Raw genomic sequence first — 20,539 nt, forward strand, 5'->3', positions numbered from 1 at the left:
ACGAAGCAGTCACAGCATCAACTAACGATACGCAATATGTCAGATATTTAATATAAAACTACGTTTAATGACAGTGACCCTATTTGCTTTTGAGCGCTTTATGGTAGCATAAACAACTTTAGCGCAGATGATTGAAAAGAGCTCTTATGACAACCATGACCCCATTGCTTCTGATTACTGCTGATCCTGGCCACCCACTTGCCCATTTAGCGCTACGCTATGCACGCGCTTACCTGATAAATGCCGCCAATAATAAAGATACCAATGATAATGTCACCTTAAACGTGTTTTTTTATGGCGATGCGGCGCATACGGCCAATGGTTTACGCTGGCAGTCGGCGGATCAAATTAATTTAACCAAAGAGTGGCAAACGCTCGCTGAGCAGTTCCAGTTAGCGCTGCCTGTCTGTGTCAGTACTGCTCTCAGTCGCGGCATTAGCGACACGGATAACAGCAAACGCCATCAACTTAATGGTGACAACCTTGCCACCGGCTTTTCACTGGTCGGACTGAGTGAGCTTGCGATGATGATGCAAGGCGACTGTCGTTTGATGCAATTTTGATGACTTGCCGTGCAGACAGATTACATCTTATGACAATAACTGTCAGCGACCAATTAGATTAGGAATTAACCATGAAATTATTAATTCAGCTGCTCACGCCGACTGAAATGGCGAGTTATGAAGGCTGTGCGCTTGCATTAACGCTAGCCACCTTTGGTCATGAAGTACAGCTGTATTTGGATGCGCCTGTTTTTGGCTTGTTGATGCAGCCTGCGTCGCGTTTGCACGGCATGATTCAGTCGCTTGAGCTATATGACATGCCAGCCGCTTGGCTACCTGACGATGTCTTTAGCGGGTGGGTCACGGGTATGCTGCCTATTGATTTGGCTTCACAATTGACATTGATACCTGAAGTGGTGAACGCTTCAGACTTTGAGCAAATACTACGCTTTTAGCCTCGCCATTTTATTTGTAATACTTTAAATACTAGGACGTGTCCTCATTTTAAAAATAGAGATGAAAATGAGGACACGCCTTATCCTAAATCTAGCAACGAATCGGACACTGTTATGGCAACTTTATATCAAATACACAGCACAATGGATACGCTCAGGCGCAGTGTCGATGAGATGTCACGGACATGGCGCACCGGTGACAGTATTCTCTTGCTTGGTAGCACCGTGGCTTTTATCAGTTGGCTTGATGCCTATTTGAATGACAGTCAAATACAAGGCATCGCAAATATTTATGCCTTAGCCGATGATGTAGCGCAGCTGAGTACCAATACCAGTGCGAAGCTCAATTTAGAGACCAAGTTGAGTGGGCTGTTAACCGATGAAGAATGGGTCAATCTAACTCAGAGTACTAGTGTTAGTAATACCGATGCTAATAATGCGAGGTTTGATAAAGTAGTGACCATTGCCTTATGAATAACGATAATACGATCAATCACGATATAACCAATCATGATATAACAGCGGCAATCAACGTTGAATTGGATCAAGACGGTCATTTATGTGACCATAATATCTGGACCCCTGAAGTCGCTCAGCAATTGGCCAACACTCTAGAGGTGCATCTAGAAACTGAGCATTTACAAATTTTACAGCAGGTACGGGCATTTTTTACTCAGTTTAATCACGCACCAGCCACGCGCCCACTGATTAAATGGTTACAGAAAACCTTGCCAGAGCATGATATCAGCAATCAGAAACTACAGCAATTATTCAACACTGGCTTGGTTGCCCGCCATGTCAATCGCCTTGCCGGTCTGCCCAAACCACCCAACTGCTTATAAGATATATGGCATATATGATTGATAAGGTGTTATGAATGGCGATGAATACCTAAATGTTGGATCATCGCCTGCAATCAGTAAAAAATGCATGGCTATTTTGGGTCGTACACTGTCAACGTCTCATACCCGATACTACGACCTTCATCACCAGTGAAGCCTTGCTGACGCCATACCTCATATAGACATATCGCCACACTATTCGATAAGTTTAAACTGCGTGAATCAGCCAGCATAGGCAAGCGCAACCAGTGATCAGCGCCGATATCTTCACGTATATCGTCTGCCAGACCTGCTGTTTCAGAGCCAAATACTAAGGCGACATTAGGTATCTGCTCAGGCATCAAAGCACGATCAGATTCGGCAGCCATCTGTTGCCCACCAAAGTCATAGTCATAAAAAGGCTTGCTCAGTTTGGTGGTCAATGCTGTGACAATATGACAATCCGCTGCCTGTAGCGCCAGTTTTGCTGCTGCCCAATCATCATGTACTTGTAGGTGCGCGTATTCATGATAATCCAAACCTGCACGCCGCAGCTTTTTATCATCAAGCTCAAACCCTAATGGCCTGACCAAGTGTAGCTGCGCGCCCGTGTTGGCACATAAGCGGATAATATTGCCCGTGTTACTAGGCATTTTTGGCGCTACCAACACAATATGAGTGGTCATATCGACTCCTTAAGTCGTCAAATCTGCGTGTTATCGTCGATCCAAGATAACGTGGACAGACTCTACTAAAATGATGGTTATTTGAATTTCTGAGCAAAAGGTAATTAAAAGTTACAGTTTACTGCCAATAATTACATTTTGATACTTTGCACAGTTTTCAACTTTCACTATGATGTCTCTAACGGATATCGAGATAGTATTTATCAATTATTATCTTATCCAATAGCCCCTCAGTGAGGCTCAAGCCTAATGCTTAGCATCACTGTTATTATTTATAACGACCCATTTTTGAGGATTCTATTATGAAAAAATTAATCATCGCATCTTTAACTGCTATGTTTGTTCTAACTGGTTGCAACACTTTTAAAGGTTTGGGCCAAGACGTATCAAGCGCTGGCGAAGCTGTTACTGGCGGCGCACAAGACGTACAAAATAAAATCTAAGTATTGATTTTTTGCGTATTTGAAAGGCTTATCATTTATTTGATAAGCCTTTTTTTATGACTTTATTTTTCGATGTAAAGACTGACATTAAAGGCACCGTGAATATCTCCAATTATAAGAAAGCTCGCAATATCTGATTGAGATAACGTTGACCCAATAGCGTTGGCTGTAGTCGTTCAGTATTGTCTACCAGCAATCCCTGAGTAATCAATTGCGCCACTTGTACAGCAATATCATCATCACTAAGCCCTGTCCTTGCGGTAAACATCGACCAAGCGACGCCGTCATGTAGACGTAGCGCATTCAGCATAAACTCACTGACCAACTCCTCACTATCAATTTCCTGCCAACCCACCATTTTTGGTGCGTTTTGTTTAATAGAAGAATCAGTGTTATCTTGATAATCCACATAATCCTTAGGCAGTCGTGACTTACTAAAACGATAAATACCAGAATCTACTAGCAAGTCATTCTTTAAGCCATTCTCTGTTAATGCTAATGCTTCATGAGCAATCGTTACTTTGCCATGCGCGCCCGCACCAATCGCTAGGTAGTCACCAAATTGCCAGTAATTCACATTGTGACGGCATGCCTTATCTGACGCGCCTGCCCACGCGGATACTTCGTAATTGCAGTAGCCCAATTGCTGTAACAACGCTTGACCTGCCTGCTCAATATCTGCCAAGTTATCCTCATCTGGTAAAATTGGCTGGCTACGGTAAAATACAGTATTGGGCTCAATCGTTAATTGATACCAAGAAATATGCGTCGCCCCAGCATCATGCGCCATCTGGATATCGTTCAGCGCCTCATTCATCGTTTGCTGCGGCAGCCCATGCATCAAATCGACATTGACTCGCTCAAACCCAGCCTCGCGCGCCGCACGAATCGCTGACAATGCTTGTGCAGAGTCATGTATGCGACCAAGGGTTTTGAGCTTATCAGCCGCAAAACTTTGTACACCTATCGACAAACGATTGATACCCACCTCTAAATATTGGGAAAAAGGCGCATGCTCAAGCGTGCCCGGATTGGCTTCCATCGTTACTTCAATGCCATCAGCAAACTTAAAGATGCTACGTAAGCCAGTAAACAATCGCTGGTATTGCACAATGGGTAGCAGTGAAGGCGTACCACCACCGATAAAAATTGAACTAATTTCACGCGCTTGGGTTAACGACTGCTGCATGGCAGCATCTGACAGCAGCGCATCCACATATTCGTCATACATAGATAGCTGCATATCCATCGGCAGCTCATGCGAATTAAAATCACAATAAGGGCATTTTTTGACACACCACGGTATATGAATATAAAGCGCCAGTGGAATGGCACTTACCTGTATCCCACTCGCAGTCTTATTAGAGATGCTGAGATTATCAGAAAAATGAGCAGATTTAATATTTGACATAAACGAAGGTATCTATAAAAAAGGTTACATAAATGGATGACTGCTGTCACTAGCAGAAAGTAGCGCTAGGATAACGACTAATGTGATTAAAAAAAAGGCTATCTTAAAGAAAAGCCGATCAATAACAAAATCAGTCACAAACATGCATGTTAACCCTGTACTTTTATAGGCAAAATAGTGAAGAATAATGGCATAAAATGGCATTGTATTAAATGACATTGCATACAGTGATATTGCAAATAATGAATGGCTGATAATGATAAATAGGATAAAGATATGGCTTATTGGTTAATGAAGTCCAACCCCAAGTTTTTTGGTATTGATGATTTGCAACGCCTAGAGACCGACAGTTGGGATGGTGTGCGCAATTACCGCGCTCGTAACTTCATGCGTGACGAGATGCAGGTCGGCGACAAGGTATTCTTTTATCACTCTAGCGCTAAACCGTCTGGCGTCGCTGGCATCATGAGGGTAAGCAAAGCAGGCTACCCTGACCCTTGCCAGTTCCATCCTGAGCACCGTCATTACGATCCTATTGCCACCGAAGATGAGCCACGCTGGTATATGGTAGACGTCACTTTTGAGCAAGCGTTCATTGATATTCTACCACTATCAGCCCTTAAATTTTTACCCGCACTTGAGGATTCACTATTAATGAGAAAAGGCTGTGAGCAACTTACCGTGATTCCACTAGACGCCAAACACTGGTACACCATTATGGATATGGCAGAAACACTTAATCTACTATCTGAGCAACCAGTGGTTAGATAGTAACGATTGAGTAAGGTTTTTAGTGTTATCAACGAACACTTATTGATGCGCTGCCTGCAAAAAATTTGCTATATTTGCGATTTATGCTCAACAATTCATTTCTCGACCTTCTTTATCACACCTTCATTCCCATTATCAGGACCCGCTTATGAGCGCACCCAAACTACTATTATCTGTATTAACTGTCAGCATGTTCAGTCTTACTCTTAGCGCCTGTGGCAGTGACGGGGACAAGGTCAAAGAGGAATATGACCGAATAGAAGATCAGGTGAACAATGAATATGATCGTTTGGAAGACAAAGTCAAAAAGAAGTATAAAGAAGTCGAAAATAAGCTGAGCGATGATGAAAAATCCATGGCTGAGATTTTGGAGTCGGTATTTTTACCAGAAGAATCACTCGATAATTTCTTGGATAAAATAACCCCAGAAGGCGGTCGCGGCGGTTTATATGTCGGACACTTCATTGAGATTGACGATGGTGACAGCGACGATATCGATATCGGTGCCGTCTACTTTGACATCAGTAAAGATGGCGCTGGCAGCGTCGATGGGAGCGTTAGTTATCAGCAGCAAGCCTGCCAAGAAAACAATACTTTGGGTATCAACTCAGCCATTAAGGTTGACAACTATATCGCGGGTAAAATAACAGGCAGTCTCGATACGTTAGCGTTTTTAGACATTAAATATGTCAATGATTTGGGCGTAGAAACACCAAACTTATTAACCACCTTTGCGGGGAGCTTTGAGGAAAAAGAAGCAGGATCACCTTGGAGAGGTAGCTTTGAGTATCAGGATGGCCTTGGCGGTAAAAAACTAACCAGTAGCGAAAAAAATTGCAACGTCACCTACACCATCAGCGATCGCTCTAATTTTAAGACGTACCCACTTGATTATAGTCTGGGCAAAATGACTCTTGATGTCATCGGTAATGGCAGTCAAAAGACCGTCACTTGGCAAAATCCTGCCAATACCAAGTATTTACTGGTCAGCCAAATTGATGTCAACAAAGCCGAGTCTGGTGCCAACGGCTATGTGCAGAATGTGATATTAAGTAATCTTGAAACACAGTTTGCCCCTGTCATTCCAGCCAGGTCCACCAATTACGTGATTGTCGTGCAAGCATTTGATGCCAATAATACCTTGATTGGCTATCAAGCAGTGGTACAAGATTTGCCTGAGTCGCTATAAATATGTGCTGATGTGCCTATAAGTTAGAACGGTTATCGTCAAGTGCATACTTTATGGAATCGATTACCTTTCACAGTCAGTTTTTAAGATCAATACAATGCTTTTAAAGCGTTGACATCATAGCGTGGCTTCTTTACCATTCTATTTATTTATGACCTGTCAATCCACTGCTTGGATTGACGGGTTATTTTTATTTTTGTGCCTGCCTTTTTTTGCATACTCTGTCTATATGGGCTTGCTCATATTATTTATCGGAGTATTATCGTCGGCACGACTCCCCCTTTTACATCCATCCAAAAAACTGGATTGGCTTGGTTAAACGTGCTTAGGGCGTGTCCTCATTTGCTTTTCTGCTCAAGTTTTTGGTCATGGTATGACCGTCTCGCTATTGTTTTGTTGATGGCAATATTTGCTCATCTATCATAATTACCGCAAAGAATAAAAAGTTGCTCACTATGGTTTTCCCATTATCTTTTAGAGATTTTAAAAGCTACAGCTTACGCTTAGGCGTGCTCGCGCTTCCTATTTTAATTACTCAGTTTTGCCAAGCAGCACTTGGTGTGGTCGATGCTATCATGGCAGGTCAAGTCTCCGCGCTTGATTTGGCTGCCGTCGCCGTTGGCTCTGGTATTTGGCTACCGCTGTTTTTATTAGCCACTGGTATTTTAATCGCCACCACCCCTCTTATTGGTGAGGCGATCGGTCAAAATAAGCACCATCAAGTGCCACATATCACGCAGCAGTCTTTATGGACCGCCAGTGTCATTGGTATTATGGGCTTTATCATCGTTAATTTAGCACCCAATGTACTTGGGGTCATGGGTGTGCCTGAAAACATCCAACCGATAGCAACGCAGTATTTGCATGGCGTGTCGTTTGGTTTTCCCGCTCTGGCTGTCTATGCGGTACTACGCAGTTATTGCGAAGCACTTGGGCGACCTGAGCCGGTGACAGTGATTAGTATCATCGGACTACTTGCCGATATTCCCCTTAACTATATTTTTATCCACGGTCTGTTTGGCATGCCTGAAATGGGCGGCGCAGGCTGCGGGGTCGCAACGGCTATTGTGTTATGGATAAATGTTTTATTACTGGCGGCTTATACCAGCTTTACTAAGCGACAGCAGTTTGCCAGCACGCGCTTCTTTTATGCCTTTGCCAGTCCTAATCGTGAACAGATTAAAAAGCTCCTCAAACTTGGTATTCCGATTGGTATCTCTATCTTTTTTGAAGCCAGTTTGTTCAGCTTGGGCGCTCTTGTTATCAGTCCATTAGGTGAGCTAGCAACCGCATCACATCAGGTGGCATTAGCGGTGACCTCCCAGCTGTTTATGATTCCGATATCGGTCGCGATGGCATTGACAATCATGGTATCCAATCGTTTTGGCGAAAAAAACCTCATGGCGTTACGTCAAGTGCAAGCCACTGGTCTTATCTGGACAGTATTGATTGCACTCACGTGTATGCTTGGTATTTGGCTATTTAGGCCGCAATTGGCAGCCGCATTCTCTGATAACCCAGCCGTTATCACGCAATCTATGCATTTACTTATTTTCGCCCTTGGTTATCAGCTGTTCGATGGCTGGCAAGTCAACGTCGCTGGTATATTGCGCGGCATGCAAGACACCACGATCCCAATGTGGGTCACGTTGTTTTGTTACTGGCTGGTGGCATTGCCACTCGGTGTTTATATGGTGCGCTTCACCGATATAGGCGCACAAGGGTTTTGGATGGCATTAATTACGGGTTTATTCTTATCGTCTATTCTACTCACCCTACGCCTGCGCTATCAACAAAAGCGTCTGACGGCGATGTGGGGTTAATGCAGCAGCTATACTGATGTAAATGCAGTATCTACTAACCATGACTAGCGCTACATGGTCACATAGACTATGATAAATCATTAAGCATTTCTTACTCGTAAGAAATGCTTACGTCATAATATGTAAAAAAACTCAGTTAACAACTGTACATCGATTGCTCATTGCCATGAATATAGGTATCATTAGCAATTACCTACACAATATTTAGTTACACTATTTCTTGAAATTAGTAGAAGGCAAAATTAAAACTATGGATATTGAAAAAATACGCACCCTAATCGCCCTCATGGAAGAAAGTGAACTGGTTAATTTAGAAATCAGCTCAGATGATGAACATATCAGCTTAACTCGTCACTATGATGCGCCTGCACCGACCATGATGGCCGCACCTGCTGCTGGCATTGCCCCTATCACTGCTGAAGCAAAGCCAGCGGTAAAAGCGGGTAGCGTTGAGACATCGCCGATGGTTGGTGTTTATTACTCAGCCCCTAGCCCTAATGATCCGCCATTCGTAAAGGTCGGACAAAAGGTGCAAGCTGGTGACACATTGGGCATCATCGAAGCCATGAAAATTATGAATCCTCTTGAGGCGACGCAAAGTGGTGTCGTTGACGAAATATTAGTCGATAATTCCGAAGTGGTACAGTTTGGTCAACCCGTCATACGCTATAAAGCTTAACGACACTATTTACCAACCTTTACCTCATTATGATAGAGATTTCGTTATCATTTGGCATTTTTTCTTGAGTTATTTTATCTTTATTGTAGCTCAATTTAATAGTGCCTAAAATAACGACTCTATCAATGACCGCCGCTTCGACAAGGATGACCCCATGATAAAAAAACTGCTCATCGCCAATAGAGGTGAGATTGCCCTACGTATCGTTCGAGCCTGCAAAGCCCTTGGCATAGAGACCGTCGGTGTCTACTCTACAGCTGATGCAAACTTGATGCACCTGCGCTTTGTTGATGAGGCAATCTGTATTGGCAAACCCAATGCCAATCAAAGCTATCTTGATATCAATACTATTTTAACCGCAGCTGAAATCACTGGTGCCGATGCTATCCATCCGGGTTATGGTTTTTTGGCTGAAAATGCTGAATTCGCTGAACGCGTCGAAGAAGCAGGTCTCACTTTCGTTGGTCCTAATGCTGACCATATTCGATTAATGGGCAATAAAGTCTCTGCTATTAATGCGATGAAAAAAGCTGGCGTACCGACCGTCCCTGGTTCAGTGGGCGCGGTAACGTTGCATAATGCTGAAGAGCAAGCACATCATATCGGCTTCCCGTTATTGATTAAAGCAGCTTCTGGCGGCGGCGGTCGCGGTATGCGCGTGGTTGAGCGCTTCGAAGAAGTCATTGGGCAAGTACAGGCTGCTAAGCAAGAAGCTGAGCTGTGGTTTGGTGATGATACCGTGTATATGGAACGCTACCTACAAAATCCGCGCCACGTAGAGATACAAGTGCTTGGCGATGGTAATGGTAATGCCATTCACTTATATGATCGAGATTGTTCATTGCAACGTCGCCACCAAAAAGTATTAGAGGAAGCCCCTGCGCCTGATATCCCTGACGATGTACGTCAGCCTATCTTAGACGCTTGCGTCAAAGCATGTGAGTTGGTGAAATATCGCGGTGCGGGTACTTTTGAGTTTTTATTTGAAAATAATGAATACTTTTTTATTGAGATGAATACTCGTGTGCAAGTTGAACACCCGGTAACTGAGATGATTACTGGCATCGACGTGGTCGTCGAGCAGCTAAAAATCGCAGCAGGCTACGGTTTGTCTTATCGTCAAAGCGAGATTGAGATTCAAGGCCATGCCATTGAATGTCGTATCAATGCTGAAGATCCAGCCACCTTTATGCCTTGTCCTGGTACAGTCACTCAGTTATTTGCCCCCAGTGGTGCTGGTGTACGCTTTGACTCGCACCTCTACCCGGGCTACGAGATTCCAAGCTATTATGACTCATTGATTGGCAAGCTTATTTGCCATGGTCAAACGCGCCAGCAAGCCGTCTCTAAGACGCTGCATGCACTCGATGAATTGGTGATTGAAGGTATTAAAACCAATATCCCGCTGCATCGCGATGTTATTTTGGCAGATGACAATTTTATTCACGAAGCACAAAATATTCATTACCTTGAAAGAGAGCTTCTAACTGGCAATAAAAAGAACGCGGATGTATAACCTGCTTTGATTTATTGTTAAACACAAAAAAACCGCTACCTATTTAGATAGCGGTTTTTTATGTTTCTATTTTAGAAAAAATGGTTTTAAGTTTTATAAATAAAGAGAATGCTACGGTAACACTCTATTAAAATTCATAAAGCATTCATTACCATCAGGATCCGCACACCACTGCATTTGGTTGCCATCGTGGTTTAAAAACGCAATCAACGCTTCGTCAGTTTGGTCGATTTGGTTACCTGAACAATCTACCTCATTGTTGTCATAGACTGTTTTTAGCGCAATAATGGGCAACCCTTCTTCGCGGTGCGTGATTAGGTAACGACCATATGTCCACTCTTTGCCACTCACTGCCCACATCTCATTATCGGCCGCAAAATTATACAGCTCGCGGCACTGGTTTGCTTTTTTAGCAGAGACCTTTAACTGGTTGTTGGTATTTGGCTTAATATTAAGGACGCGCTTTTCACTTTGCACAAGGACACCACCTTCTGTGCCAGCAGTCACTTCTGGCTCATCACTTTTTGTCTGTTTCAGCTCTTTTGCTACAGCTTGTCTGGCTTTGGCTTCTTTGGTCATCGTGATACTACTGTCTAAGTCGATTTCCCATTGTCCTGCGATAGCTGGGCTGATATGAGTGGTAATAGTTGGTTTAGTGACCACTTCGCCATTTACTGGCAATGACGCCAAAATAGCAGCCAATGAAAATGAAGCAAGTGAGATAGGTTCCATAATTAACCTTTTGTTTATAATAATATAATAGTATGAGTTATGTACATTAGCGTAAGTCTTAGACATCAAAAACACAAGTAACATTATGCTATCAGTCGTGATGCTTTAGCCAACTGCAAGATAGGCGATAGTCATAAATGTCTACTTTCTGCATATAGACTGTCTTTTTTCATGCAAAAAATAACGCCATCGCTTTACTTGCCAAAGACAAGAAGCGACAGCGTTATAGCTACAAGTTATCAAAACGATCATAAAAACATTAAGCAGTGGCAGTACTAACTGCTTGAGCAAACGCTGATAATGCGCCTTTAAGCATCGCTGATACAGTACTGCTACAAGTGCCAATGCCAGAATAAACCTCACCATCTACATTTAGTTGGATATAAGCCGCCGCATTCGCATTAGTTTTGTTGTCATTATTGGTATCATCATCGATGCCATCACCGCTATTGTGCTGCGGATTAATCGCATGCTCAGCGTAATTAATAACATGGATAGATTTACCAGTATGCTGGGCAAGGCCGTCTATAAACGATGATAATGGACCATTACCAGTGCCATCAATATTAATGATGTCCCCATTCATTTGTACTTGACCAGTAAAGTAGACTTCACCGCCTTTATTATTGACCGTATAATCTAATAGCTCAAAACTGCCTTGCTGTAGATACGTGTCTTCAAAGGTTTGTAAAATTTCATCATTCTGCAACTCACGAGCAGCTGATTCAGCTTGCTTCTGTACCACGCCGCTGAAGTCAATTTGCATCCAGCGCGGCAAATTAAAGCCATAGTTGCGCTGCAAGATATAAGCCACACCGCCTTTACCAGACTGGCTATTGATACGTACCACATCTTGATAGCTACGACCGATATGTGCCGGATCAATTGGCAAGTAAGCCACATCCCAAACGTTATCCGTCTCGTTTTGATGCTTTTCGTTATAATCGAGAGATTTTTTGATGGCATCTTGGTGTGAGCCGCTAAAGGCCGTAAAGACCAATTCGCCGACGTATGGATGACGCGGATGTAAGGGCAAATTGTTACATTCGCTGACCACTTGTACAATTTCGCTCATGTTACTAAAATCAAGCTCTGGATCGATACCTTGACTAAACAAGTTCATCGCCATGACCATGATATCCATATTACCCGTGCGCTCACCGTTACCCAATAGCGTACCTTCGATACGATCGGCACCCGCTAATACCCCAAGCTCTGCTGCTGCAACCGCACAGCCACGGTCATTATGCGTATGCAAGCTGATAATGACATGCTCACGCTGGGCAAGATGACGGCAGAAATACTCGACTTGGTCGGCAAAAACATTGGGCATAGACGCTTCAACGGTCGCTGGCAAGTTTAAAATCACTTCCTGCCCTTGTTGTGGTTGCCACACATCACAGACCGCATCACAGACTTCTACAGCATATTCAGTTTCTGTTTGACTAAAGCTCTCTGGTGAATACTGGAATACCCATTCCGTCTCAGGATACTGTGCCGCATACTGCTGTAATAGCTTGGCACCAGTGATGGCAATTTCTTTAATCTCAGCTTTGTCTTTACCGTAGACCTTTTCACGTTGTACACGGCAGGTTGAATTATAGACATGAACAATCGCACGCTTCGCGCCTTTTAATGACTCAAACGTACGGGCGATCAAATGCTCACGAGCCTGCACCAATACCTGCAAAGTCACATCATCCGGGACGTGATTTTCTTCGATAAGTTTGCGAGCAAAATCAAACTCAACCTGCGCCGCTGATGGAAAGCCAATTTCAATCTCTTTAAAACCAACCTCAACCAACGTTTTAAAAAAACGCATTTTTTGTTCGATCGTCATCGGATCAATCAGTGCTTGATTGCCATCACGCAGATCCACACTTGCCCAGATTGGTGACTTTTCAATCGTTTTGCTTGGCCAAGTACGATCTGACAGCGATGGCGCAAAAGCAAATGGACGATACTTTTTATAATCAAAAGCGGCATTTTTGGGTGTAATCTTTGCAGTCGTTGAGGCTACAGTGCGTTTGGCTTGGTCAGACATAATCAATCCTTAGATGATATGGGAATTTATGTTTTTAGCTGGACGGCTGGTGATTAGATCAATGTTTATCATACGAGATAACCAATGTTTATACCATAATAATATCAGAGTTTATGCAATAGAAATCAGCTTTCTTTGATAATATATGACACTATTTTAGTGAAAAAACACAATTTACTCAGTATAATTAGCTGAATTCACTAATAAAGCAACAGATCATGCCAAACAGTCATCTGGATAGTCCACATTTAGCCGATATTGATGAGATCGATCGACAGCTCTTGCGCGTATTGCAAACTCAGGCACGTATGAGTATCACCGAGCTTGCCGAACGCGTCAACCTGTCAGCCACGCCTTGTGCACGCCGTATTAAACGCTTAGAAGATGCTGGTATTATCACGGGTTATCACACCAAAACAGATGCGCAGAAACTTGGCTACCCGCTCGCTGTCTTTATTGCGATTAGTATGGATCGCCATACGGCTGAGCGCTTTGAGCAATTTGAGCGTAAGATTCAGAGCTTTGATGAAGTCATTAGCTGTAGCATTGTCACGGGTCGTACGGAAGACTACCTTATCAAGGTAAGAGTACGCGATATGGCACATTATGAGGAGTTTTTATTACATAGGCTCAATCGTATCGAAGGTGTCGCTCAAGTGCATACCAGTTTTGAGCTGCGAGAAATATTTAATCGTAGTGTGGTTTAAATGGTAGTCGGTGGCTGTCGACGAAACAATAGCAACAACACCAGTCCAACCATCAATCCAGCGGCGGCAACGAGTAACCCTGCATTGAAATTGTCGTCCTGCCCTGCCAATGCTACCGTCACCAATGGTCCCAAGAACTGACCCAATGCATAAGCCAAAGTTGCCAATCCTATCAGCAAATTTGAGTAAGCAGGATTGATATTTTTGATCAAAGTGAGCGTCATCGATACCATACCCACAAAGGTCAAACCTAAAATAGCAGCATTGCCGTACAAACCAATAGCGCCGTCGAACCATATGGGCAGGCACATCCCAAATGCTTGTAATATCGTTAAGCCTATTAACGTTTTGATTTCACCAATTCGCTTGGCAAGTGCGCCCCACAGTGGATTTGATAACATCGCAAACACACCAACGACTAGCCAAATGAGCAATCCAGCATACGTCTGCGTCGTGAGGCGCTGTTCTGCCATGACTGGCAAAAAAGTCGCAGAGGTAATATAACCAAAGCCTGCCAGTACATAGCTCGCTGACAGCAAAGCAATAGTTTTACGATGACCAGCAATGGCCTCATACAAAGCGCGCTTAAAGCTCAAATAGGTTTGATACACTGACACGTGCTGTTTAGGATCAGTCTGCAGCGAGTCGTAACCCTGTGCTTGTCTTGGTTTTACCGCATAGAGTAGCCATAACAGAGGTAAACTTGTAAAGCCTGCTACCAACCAAATGACATCAAAATGATAGCCCAATATTAACAACCACCACGTCAGTATGGCAGAAGCACTGATACCGACGCCTATACCTGCGTAGTGTACTGCCGACAGTACAGAGCGGCGTTCAGGACTTAAGCTTTGAATCACAAACGATGAGCTTAAGATCATCGCTACACCGCTTGCAATACCTGCGATTAGACGAATGAGATACCATAGAGTTAATGACATATCAGGTACGACAAGTAGCATCGTTGTGACGACACTTATAATCGCCCACAGTGTCAGCGCTTGCCACGTTGAACGCTGAGGCACAAACATGGCGATGAGGGCACCGATAAAATAACCAATGTAATTGATAGAGGCAAGCCAGCCTGCAATCGTCGTTGAAATCGACAGTTGCACCATAATATCAGGTAAGGTGGCAGTAAACAAAAAACGTCCATAGCCCATGACGACTGCCATGCAGTACATACCGATACAGGCAATGGCAGCTTCATTGGTAATATGAGGAAAAGCACGGCTTTTGAGAGCAGTCATCATGACAGAGCCATTTTTGCGGCCATTAGCACACAATCCTTTGTGTTAGAGCATTCAAGAGCAGCAGCGGATTAATAATCAAACATACAAGCGAAAACTACGATACGTTTACTGTTGGTGGCATGGTCACATCTGTTTCTGTGTGTCCTAGCATTTGTACGCGTTGATCACTAAACATATCCATATCAGGTGCCAGCGTACGCATAAAGCGATCAAAATAGAGCATCTGCTTGGTCAATAAAGCAAAGTCACGTGGGAAATGTATGCCATGGCGCTTACCGACTTCTACAATCTCAAGCATCATTTTATTTAACTCATCGGCTTGCTCTTTACTATTAAAAGGCACACCACTGGTAAAGGACTTGTCCTCCGCCATAATAGTCTTCATCATACGCTGCAAATCATTACCCAACGCCACTACATCGACTTTATTGCCACCATGGGTCATTTCCATATCAATCATATGGCGCGCCATCGCTTGATAGTCACTGTCCTGCATGGCTTGCATCATACCCATGCACGCACGCCAACTCTCAGCTTTTAGCTTACCAACAATACCAAAATCCAAGAAGCCAATACGACCATCGGTTAATAACATCAAATTGCCCGCATGCAGGTCAGCATGAAAACTGTTGCACAGCATGAGACTGGCAAACCACGTATTCAAGGTATCCGCCATGACTTGCGCAGGATCAGCACAATACTGACGCATGAGCGACTCATCTACCATAGATACGCCGTACAAGCGGCTCATGGTTAGTACACGCTTGGTCGTCAGCTCTTCATATACTTTGGGTGCTACCACGCGTGTATTGCCTGATACGGCTAAGAACTGCTGAAAATCGCGGATGTTTTGTGCCTCAGCGATAAAGTCAGTCTCGGCAAGCATGCGCAGGCGAATCTCATCGATAATCGGCGCAATACTGGCAAACTTCATCGACGGCATCAAGATCTCAAGTAACTTAGTCACCCCATGCAATACGCCCAAATCCGTTTGCATAATGGTCTCGACGTCAGGCTTTTGTACCTTTAATACGACTTCATCGCCATTATGCAACCGTGCCGCATGCACTTGCGCAATAGAGGCTGATGCTAGTGGCTTTGAGTCGATATGGGCGAACTTATCAGCGAGCGTCATGCCATCAACGGCCAACTCTTCTTTCAATACCTGCTCGATATAAGCATAAGACAGTGGCGTGGTCTGATCCAAACAGCTCTGAAAAGCTTTTACATATTCGCGTGGAAACAGTGACGGCGTACTGGCGATAAACTGGCCAATCTTGATATAAGTCGTGCCCAACTGCTCAAACGTTTCTTTTAATAATGTGGCATCAGGCTTTTCACCTTTTGCCACTCTCAGCGCAGATAAACCTGCCACGCTGGCTGTTTGGCGAACACGGTTCATGACATTGAAGGTATGCTTTAATAAATGCGGACGATGAATTTTCATAAAAAACAACTATGGTCATAAGAAAGGTTTTTGAGAATAGGCGATTATAAATAATGACAAGCTACACAGCTACTATTGAACAATCACTAATAACTACTACAGACAGGACACGCGGCATCTTGGCGATAGCCCATCAGCCGTTGCTGCATCTGGCTACCATCCCATATTAATAGCTTATTTGTCAGTGGATTTTTGGTTAATCCCAAATACTGCAGGGCAGCATTCGCTTGCAAATTACCCATGATAGCAGTGGTACTCGCTAGCACACCTGAGTTGGCACACGTACGCTCATCAGCCGCTGCATCAAGCACTACCGAACCAAACACGCAGTGATAACAACCAGTGTTTAGTTGCGGCTCAAACAGCGCCAACTGACCTTGCATCGCAATCGCTGAGGCAGATAATAGCGGGATTTTATAGCGCACGCTAATACGATTGATGACATCACGCGTCGCAAAATTATCGGTGCAATCTAAAAGCAAATCAGGCTTGCCTGTCGCCATGTCGAGCAATTTATAAGCATTGTCTTCGCTTAGTCTTGCAACTGTACCGCGAGCGGTGATTAAAGGGTTAATACGCTCTAACATTTGCGCAGCTGTTTGCGCCTTAGTTTTACCGATATCTTCAGGTAAAAACAGCGTTTGGCGCTGCAAGTTGCTGGCTTCAATGATGTCATCATCTATCAGATGAATTTGCCCAAGTCCTGCACGCACCAGCGTCTCAGAAGCAGGACAACCAAGCCCGCCTGCCCCTATCATAACCACACGAGCTGACTTTAAGCGTAGTTGAGCATCAATATCCCAACCGTCTAATAATATTTGCCTTGCATAACGCAGCAGCTCTTCATCCAACAACTGCCCTTCATATGATGTGTGCGCCATATTTATTACCAATAACCTATTATTAAAGAAGTCTACTAACAAAAATCTGATGACTTAATTTGACCCAGCGTAACACGATCATTACCACCATAATCTTGTACTGTACGCACAGATTCGAAGTCACTGTCTACAAACAACTTGCGAACGGCATCACCTTGGTCAAAACCATGTTCGATAGCCAGTAGCCCACCGACACGCAAGTATTTCGGTGCCTGTCCTACGATATGCTCTATATCAGCCAGTCCATGATTGGGGGCACTTAAGGCACTAATAGGTTCGGCTACAAGGCGTGCTAAATGCTCATCTTCCTCATCGATATAAGGAGGATTGGACACAATCACATCAAATAATAGCTCACCATGACTGGGCAGCTCGTCATACCAACTGCCTTGTATAAACTCAATATCAGCAACATCATTGATAGCTGCATTGTGCTGAGCAACCTTGAGCGCTTCTGGCGACATATCCACCGCAACGACTTGCCATCTTTCTGCCTTACTGTCTGAACGCTGTGTATTTAACTCATGTGCAAGACTAATCGCAATACAGCCTGAGCCTGTACCTAAGTCAAGTAAGCGCTTCGGCTGATTATTACCTGCATGATTTGGTTGAGTTGCTATCCAGACTAATACTTGCTCAATCAACACTTCAGTATCAGGCCTAGGAATTAAAGTGTGCTCATTGACCCTAAATTTTAACGACCAGAACTCTTGCTGACCAGTCAAATACGCAAGTGGCATTCCTTGCTGCATCTTCGTTACACCTGCATTGAATTGCTCAAACTCACTGTCTGTTAGCTGGTAACCTTCATCTGTGATTAGCGCTATCGCAGGCTTATCGATGACATATAATAGCCAATCGGTGAGCCAAAATGGCGGCAAATTGCTGTTTGCAGCCTCATTTGTCAACTGCTGAATGTGCTTCTTGATTTGACGAATGGTCGATGCTGTCATAAGTAACTCTTAAAAATATTATGCATTAATGAGAATAAGAACACTGCTTAGCCTACTCTGACGCGCGTGGTGGTTCTTTGGTATCGGTCAGGTTTGGATTCGCCTTGGCCAACTTATCACTGCTTCCATCATTATTGTCATCGCCATAAATATCATCGTTATCACCAATGACGATATGTTTATCAACAAAGTAAATCAACGCCAAAATCGGAATCCCAATAGCGAAAGTAAAGATAAAGAAAAATGGATAGCCCATATTATCGACGATAGCACCTGAATAACCACCCATCACCTTGGGAATGAGCGTCATTAATGAAGAGAAAATCGCATACTGCACTGCCGTAAAACGAATAGACGTTAGAGCGGATAAGAAAGCAATAAACACGGCACTCGCCAGCCCTGCGGCTAAGTTATCAAATATGACCGCAACATACATAAACGGCAAACTGCCTGGGTTGTAAGTTAGTAGTACAAACAATAAATTGGTCGCACACGCAAGAATTGCCCCAATCATCATGGCATGCATCATACGGAAACGCTGTGCCAATAACCCACCTAAGAACCCACCTGCAATCGCCATAATCACGCCGACGAGTTTCACTGCATTGGCAATATCTGTTTTACTAAAGCCCATGTCTTGATAAAAAACGTTGGAAATAACGCCCGCCACGATGTCTGAAATTCGATATAGCCCAATGAGCGCCAATAGTAATAACGCCTTTTTGCCATAGCGTCTAAAAAAGTCTAAAATCGGCTCGACCCAAGTTGCCATGGCTACTTCTTTTTTCACCAACCCTACTTGTACCAATGCATAACCTGCTACTATCGCTACACCCAAGCTTATCAGCAGATGCAATGTTTCAACAAAGAAGCTAGGAAATGCCCCTTCGAACTCTGGCAATACTTGTCCCATTAATATATAAGCAGCGATAAATGCGATCACTGAAAACACAAACAATGCCACCAATCTCACATAATCTTCGCGAGTTTCGGCAACCAATGGGGCTTTATTAATAATTTTTGGTTGATTGATGATGAAATACAACAGCAGCAACGGTGCGCAAGCGACCAGTGCCAAAAAGTAAAACTTAATCGCTGGCATGACCATTAACGGTATCATCGCCAATGTGCTATCGAACACTGTATTAATCAAAATATTGATCAGATAAATAATGCCAAAAATCAGACCTGGGATAAGTAGTAAAGCAGAATAAATAAGAAATACTTTTAAATTGCCCTTTTGCTTTTTACTTTGCAACGTTTCAGCCGTTGGCTCATAGCTGGCAAACGTGGTTAATACTCCTAAGGTCATGACACCTGCCATAATGTAGTAAGTATTTCGCCATGCCTCATAACTATAAAAAGTCTCATTCGAGCCAAAAAAATCTGCCAAATATAACGCGCCTGCCCCCGCAACGATCATGCCGATACGATAACCCGACACATAAATAGAGGATAGAATGGACTGCATCGATGGCGGCGCAAGCTCGATGCGGTAAGCATCAATCACGATATCTTGGGTGGCAGAAGAAAAGCCAAGCAAAACCGCAGCGCCTGCCATGTAAACTAAAACGTCTTCACTAACTGGATTAACATTTGCCATCAAAAAGATGGCAAATATGATAAGCAGCTGTGATACCACCATCCAACTGCGACGACGACCCAACCATTTGGTCAAAAATGGCACAGGAAGCGCATCTATTAATGGCGCCCAAATAAACTTAAACGAATAACCCAGTGCCGCCCAGCTAAACATGGTCACAACACTACGATCAATGCCTGCCTCTCTAAGCCAAAGTGATAAACTTGAAAAAATAAGCAGTATAGGAATACCCGCTGAAAAGCCCAAAAACAACATGATAATGACACGAGGGTCTAAATAAGCCTTTGCAGCCTCTCCCCATGATTTTTTGACAGCTGATTGATTGGGTGGCACAGATTTGACAGCAGACATAATCGCTCACTAGCACTTAAGAAAAAGAACACAACCGCGCACAATTTTTATCAATCATTAGTATCATCTATCGGTAACTGATACTGATAAATAGCACTGATAAACGGGATCGATAAAAATTGCTTAACGTTGCACAAATACAGCCATTACAACAAAATTGAATTATGGTACTTGAGAACGCTGACCTTGACTAGACATTCTAACGATATTTTTGCATTAACCTTTTTTTCTACTGGTTAATAAAACCTAGCTTATAGACTAGGGTTTACTT

Annotated in this window: 20 protein-coding genes; 11 read left to right on the forward strand and 9 right to left on the reverse strand. The window is 43.6% G+C overall.

Going from position 1 to position 20,539, the window contains the following annotated elements:
• Positions 1 to 146: 146 nt before the first annotated feature.
• From tusD to C8D84_RS07835, 4 genes are all read left to right on the forward strand, one after another.
• The gene (tusD, locus tag C8D84_RS07820) at positions 147 to 563 is read left to right on the forward strand and encodes a sulfurtransferase complex subunit TusD (protein WP_211181263.1); all 417 of its coding nucleotides are present in this window, start codon (positions 147 to 149) and stop codon (positions 561 to 563) included.
• Positions 564 to 634: 71 nt separating this feature from the next.
• Positions 635 to 958, forward strand: coding sequence for a hypothetical protein (locus C8D84_RS07825; protein ID WP_045454966.1), 324 nt, complete (start codon positions 635 to 637; stop codon positions 956 to 958).
• A gap of 114 nt (positions 959 to 1,072) precedes the next feature.
• Positions 1,073 to 1,432: a hypothetical protein gene (locus tag C8D84_RS07830; RefSeq protein WP_109591287.1), complete on the forward strand. Its 360-nt coding sequence runs from the start codon at positions 1,073 to 1,075 to the stop codon at positions 1,430 to 1,432.
• Entirely contained in the window at positions 1,429 to 1,800 is a 372-nt protein-coding gene (locus tag C8D84_RS07835; protein WP_109591289.1) for a TusE/DsrC/DsvC family sulfur relay protein, read from the forward strand. The genes C8D84_RS07830 and C8D84_RS07835 overlap by 4 nt, the downstream gene beginning before the upstream one ends.
• Before the next feature lie 92 nt (positions 1,801 to 1,892).
• On the opposite strand, the gene C8D84_RS07840 is transcribed toward C8D84_RS07835, so the two are convergent.
• Positions 1,893 to 2,465 (reverse strand): tRNA (cytidine(34)-2'-O)-methyltransferase, encoded by a 573-nt coding sequence (locus tag C8D84_RS07840; RefSeq protein WP_045454970.1) that lies wholly within the window; start codon positions 2,463 to 2,465, stop codon positions 1,893 to 1,895.
• Between the two features lie 302 nt (positions 2,466 to 2,767).
• Between C8D84_RS07840 and C8D84_RS07845 the strand changes: the two genes are divergently transcribed.
• Positions 2,768 to 2,908 (forward strand): entericidin A/B family lipoprotein, encoded by a 141-nt coding sequence (locus C8D84_RS07845; RefSeq protein ID WP_045447789.1) that lies wholly within the window; start codon positions 2,768 to 2,770, stop codon positions 2,906 to 2,908.
• A 112-nt stretch (positions 2,909 to 3,020) separates the two neighbouring features.
• On the opposite strand, the gene hemW is transcribed toward C8D84_RS07845, so the two are convergent.
• The gene (hemW, locus tag C8D84_RS07850) at positions 3,021 to 4,319 is read right to left on the reverse strand and encodes a radical SAM family heme chaperone HemW (RefSeq protein WP_109591291.1); all 1,299 of its coding nucleotides are present in this window, start codon (positions 4,317 to 4,319) and stop codon (positions 3,021 to 3,023) included.
• Positions 4,320 to 4,595: 276 nt separating this feature from the next.
• Between hemW and C8D84_RS07855 the strand changes: the two genes are divergently transcribed.
• The 5 genes from C8D84_RS07855 to accC all read left to right on the forward strand — a co-directional run bounded on the left by C8D84_RS07855 (position 4,596) and on the right by accC (position 10,297).
• Positions 4,596 to 5,090 (forward strand): EVE domain-containing protein, encoded by a 495-nt coding sequence (locus C8D84_RS07855; RefSeq protein ID WP_109591293.1) that lies wholly within the window; start codon positions 4,596 to 4,598, stop codon positions 5,088 to 5,090.
• 148 nt (positions 5,091 to 5,238) lie between these two features.
• Entirely contained in the window at positions 5,239 to 6,279 is a 1,041-nt protein-coding gene (locus C8D84_RS07860; protein WP_109591295.1) for a hypothetical protein, read from the forward strand.
• A 455-nt stretch (positions 6,280 to 6,734) separates the two neighbouring features.
• Positions 6,735 to 8,102: an MATE family efflux transporter gene (locus C8D84_RS07865; RefSeq protein WP_109591297.1), complete on the forward strand. Its 1,368-nt coding sequence runs from the start codon at positions 6,735 to 6,737 to the stop codon at positions 8,100 to 8,102.
• A gap of 250 nt (positions 8,103 to 8,352) precedes the next feature.
• Complete coding sequence (gene accB, locus C8D84_RS07870) at positions 8,353 to 8,781, forward strand: acetyl-CoA carboxylase biotin carboxyl carrier protein (protein ID WP_109591299.1); 429 nt, start codon at positions 8,353 to 8,355, stop codon at positions 8,779 to 8,781.
• A gap of 154 nt (positions 8,782 to 8,935) precedes the next feature.
• Positions 8,936 to 10,297, forward strand: coding sequence for an acetyl-CoA carboxylase biotin carboxylase subunit (accC, locus tag C8D84_RS07875; protein WP_109591301.1), 1,362 nt, complete (start codon positions 8,936 to 8,938; stop codon positions 10,295 to 10,297).
• A gap of 111 nt (positions 10,298 to 10,408) precedes the next feature.
• Here the strand turns inward: accC and C8D84_RS07880 are convergent, their stop codons facing one another.
• The gene (locus C8D84_RS07880) at positions 10,409 to 11,029 is read right to left on the reverse strand and encodes a hypothetical protein (protein ID WP_109591303.1); all 621 of its coding nucleotides are present in this window, start codon (positions 11,027 to 11,029) and stop codon (positions 10,409 to 10,411) included.
• Between the two features lie 259 nt (positions 11,030 to 11,288).
• Positions 11,289 to 13,073 (reverse strand): 2-isopropylmalate synthase, encoded by a 1,785-nt coding sequence (leuA, locus tag C8D84_RS07885; protein WP_109591305.1) that lies wholly within the window; start codon positions 13,071 to 13,073, stop codon positions 11,289 to 11,291.
• A 218-nt stretch (positions 13,074 to 13,291) separates the two neighbouring features.
• Here leuA and C8D84_RS07890 point away from each other — a divergent pair, with 218 nt between their 5' ends.
• Positions 13,292 to 13,780, forward strand: coding sequence for an Lrp/AsnC family transcriptional regulator (locus C8D84_RS07890; RefSeq protein WP_045447764.1), 489 nt, complete (start codon positions 13,292 to 13,294; stop codon positions 13,778 to 13,780).
• Here C8D84_RS07890 and C8D84_RS07895 read toward each other — a convergent pair.
• From C8D84_RS07895 to C8D84_RS07915, 5 genes are all read right to left on the reverse strand, one after another.
• On the reverse strand, positions 13,777 to 15,033 hold the full coding sequence (locus tag C8D84_RS07895) for a YbfB/YjiJ family MFS transporter (RefSeq protein ID WP_109591306.1): 1,257 nt from the start codon (positions 15,031 to 15,033) through the stop codon (positions 13,777 to 13,779). The genes C8D84_RS07890 and C8D84_RS07895 overlap by 4 nt on opposite strands.
• A 94-nt stretch (positions 15,034 to 15,127) precedes the next feature.
• Positions 15,128 to 16,480: an ABC1 kinase family protein gene (locus tag C8D84_RS07900; protein WP_109591308.1), complete on the reverse strand. Its 1,353-nt coding sequence runs from the start codon at positions 16,478 to 16,480 to the stop codon at positions 15,128 to 15,130.
• Between the two features lie 86 nt (positions 16,481 to 16,566).
• Positions 16,567 to 17,361 (reverse strand): HesA/MoeB/ThiF family protein, encoded by a 795-nt coding sequence (locus tag C8D84_RS07905; protein WP_109591310.1) that lies wholly within the window; start codon positions 17,359 to 17,361, stop codon positions 16,567 to 16,569.
• A gap of 35 nt (positions 17,362 to 17,396) precedes the next feature.
• Complete coding sequence (gene prmC, locus C8D84_RS07910; protein ID WP_109591313.1) at positions 17,397 to 18,314, reverse strand: peptide chain release factor N(5)-glutamine methyltransferase; 918 nt, start codon at positions 18,312 to 18,314, stop codon at positions 17,397 to 17,399.
• Between the two features lie 52 nt (positions 18,315 to 18,366).
• Positions 18,367 to 20,268 carry an AmpG family muropeptide MFS transporter gene (locus tag C8D84_RS07915; protein ID WP_109591315.1) on the reverse strand — a complete coding sequence of 634 codons (1,902 nt, stop codon included), beginning with the start codon at positions 20,266 to 20,268 and terminating at the stop codon, positions 18,367 to 18,369.
• Positions 20,269 to 20,539 lie beyond the last annotated feature (271 nt).

Source organism: Psychrobacter immobilis, from assembly GCF_003148585.1.
Lineage (GTDB): Bacteria > Pseudomonadota > Gammaproteobacteria > Pseudomonadales > Moraxellaceae > Psychrobacter > Psychrobacter immobilis.

Excerpts from the sequence above, each read along its gene's own strand:
- hemW (WP_109591291.1), bottom strand. The coding sequence starts at position 4,319 with ATGTCAAATATTAAATCTGCTCATTTTTCTGATAATCTCAGCATCTCT.
- C8D84_RS07890 (WP_045447764.1), top strand. The coding sequence starts at position 13,292 with ATGCCAAACAGTCATCTGGATAGTCCACATTTAGCCGATATTGATGAG.
- C8D84_RS07855 (WP_109591293.1), top strand. The coding sequence starts at position 4,596 with ATGGCTTATTGGTTAATGAAGTCCAACCCCAAGTTTTTTGGTATTGAT.
- C8D84_RS07845 (WP_045447789.1), top strand. The coding sequence starts at position 2,768 with ATGAAAAAATTAATCATCGCATCTTTAACTGCTATGTTTGTTCTAACT.
- C8D84_RS07915 (WP_109591315.1), bottom strand. The coding sequence starts at position 20,268 with ATGTCTGCTGTCAAATCTGTGCCACCCAATCAATCAGCTGTCAAAAAA.
- accB (WP_109591299.1), top strand. The coding sequence starts at position 8,353 with ATGGATATTGAAAAAATACGCACCCTAATCGCCCTCATGGAAGAAAGT.
- C8D84_RS07895 (WP_109591306.1), bottom strand. The coding sequence starts at position 15,033 with ATGATGACTGCTCTCAAAAGCCGTGCTTTTCCTCATATTACCAATGAA.
- C8D84_RS07840 (WP_045454970.1), bottom strand. The coding sequence starts at position 2,465 with ATGACCACTCATATTGTGTTGGTAGCGCCAAAAATGCCTAGTAACACG.
- tusD (WP_211181263.1), top strand. The coding sequence starts at position 147 with ATGACAACCATGACCCCATTGCTTCTGATTACTGCTGATCCTGGCCAC.
- C8D84_RS07865 (WP_109591297.1), top strand. The coding sequence starts at position 6,735 with ATGGTTTTCCCATTATCTTTTAGAGATTTTAAAAGCTACAGCTTACGC.
- C8D84_RS07825 (WP_045454966.1), top strand. The coding sequence starts at position 635 with ATGAAATTATTAATTCAGCTGCTCACGCCGACTGAAATGGCGAGTTAT.
- C8D84_RS07880 (WP_109591303.1), bottom strand. The coding sequence starts at position 11,029 with ATGGAACCTATCTCACTTGCTTCATTTTCATTGGCTGCTATTTTGGCG.
- leuA (WP_109591305.1), bottom strand. The coding sequence starts at position 13,073 with ATGTCTGACCAAGCCAAACGCACTGTAGCCTCAACGACTGCAAAGATT.
- C8D84_RS07835 (WP_109591289.1), top strand. The coding sequence starts at position 1,429 with ATGAATAACGATAATACGATCAATCACGATATAACCAATCATGATATA.
- C8D84_RS07900 (WP_109591308.1), bottom strand. The coding sequence starts at position 16,480 with ATGAAAATTCATCGTCCGCATTTATTAAAGCATACCTTCAATGTCATG.
- C8D84_RS07830 (WP_109591287.1), top strand. The coding sequence starts at position 1,073 with ATGGCAACTTTATATCAAATACACAGCACAATGGATACGCTCAGGCGC.
- C8D84_RS07860 (WP_109591295.1), top strand. The coding sequence starts at position 5,239 with ATGAGCGCACCCAAACTACTATTATCTGTATTAACTGTCAGCATGTTC.
- C8D84_RS07905 (WP_109591310.1), bottom strand. The coding sequence starts at position 17,361 with ATGGCGCACACATCATATGAAGGGCAGTTGTTGGATGAAGAGCTGCTG.
- prmC (WP_109591313.1), bottom strand. The coding sequence starts at position 18,314 with ATGACAGCATCGACCATTCGTCAAATCAAGAAGCACATTCAGCAGTTG.
- accC (WP_109591301.1), top strand. The coding sequence starts at position 8,936 with ATGATAAAAAAACTGCTCATCGCCAATAGAGGTGAGATTGCCCTACGT.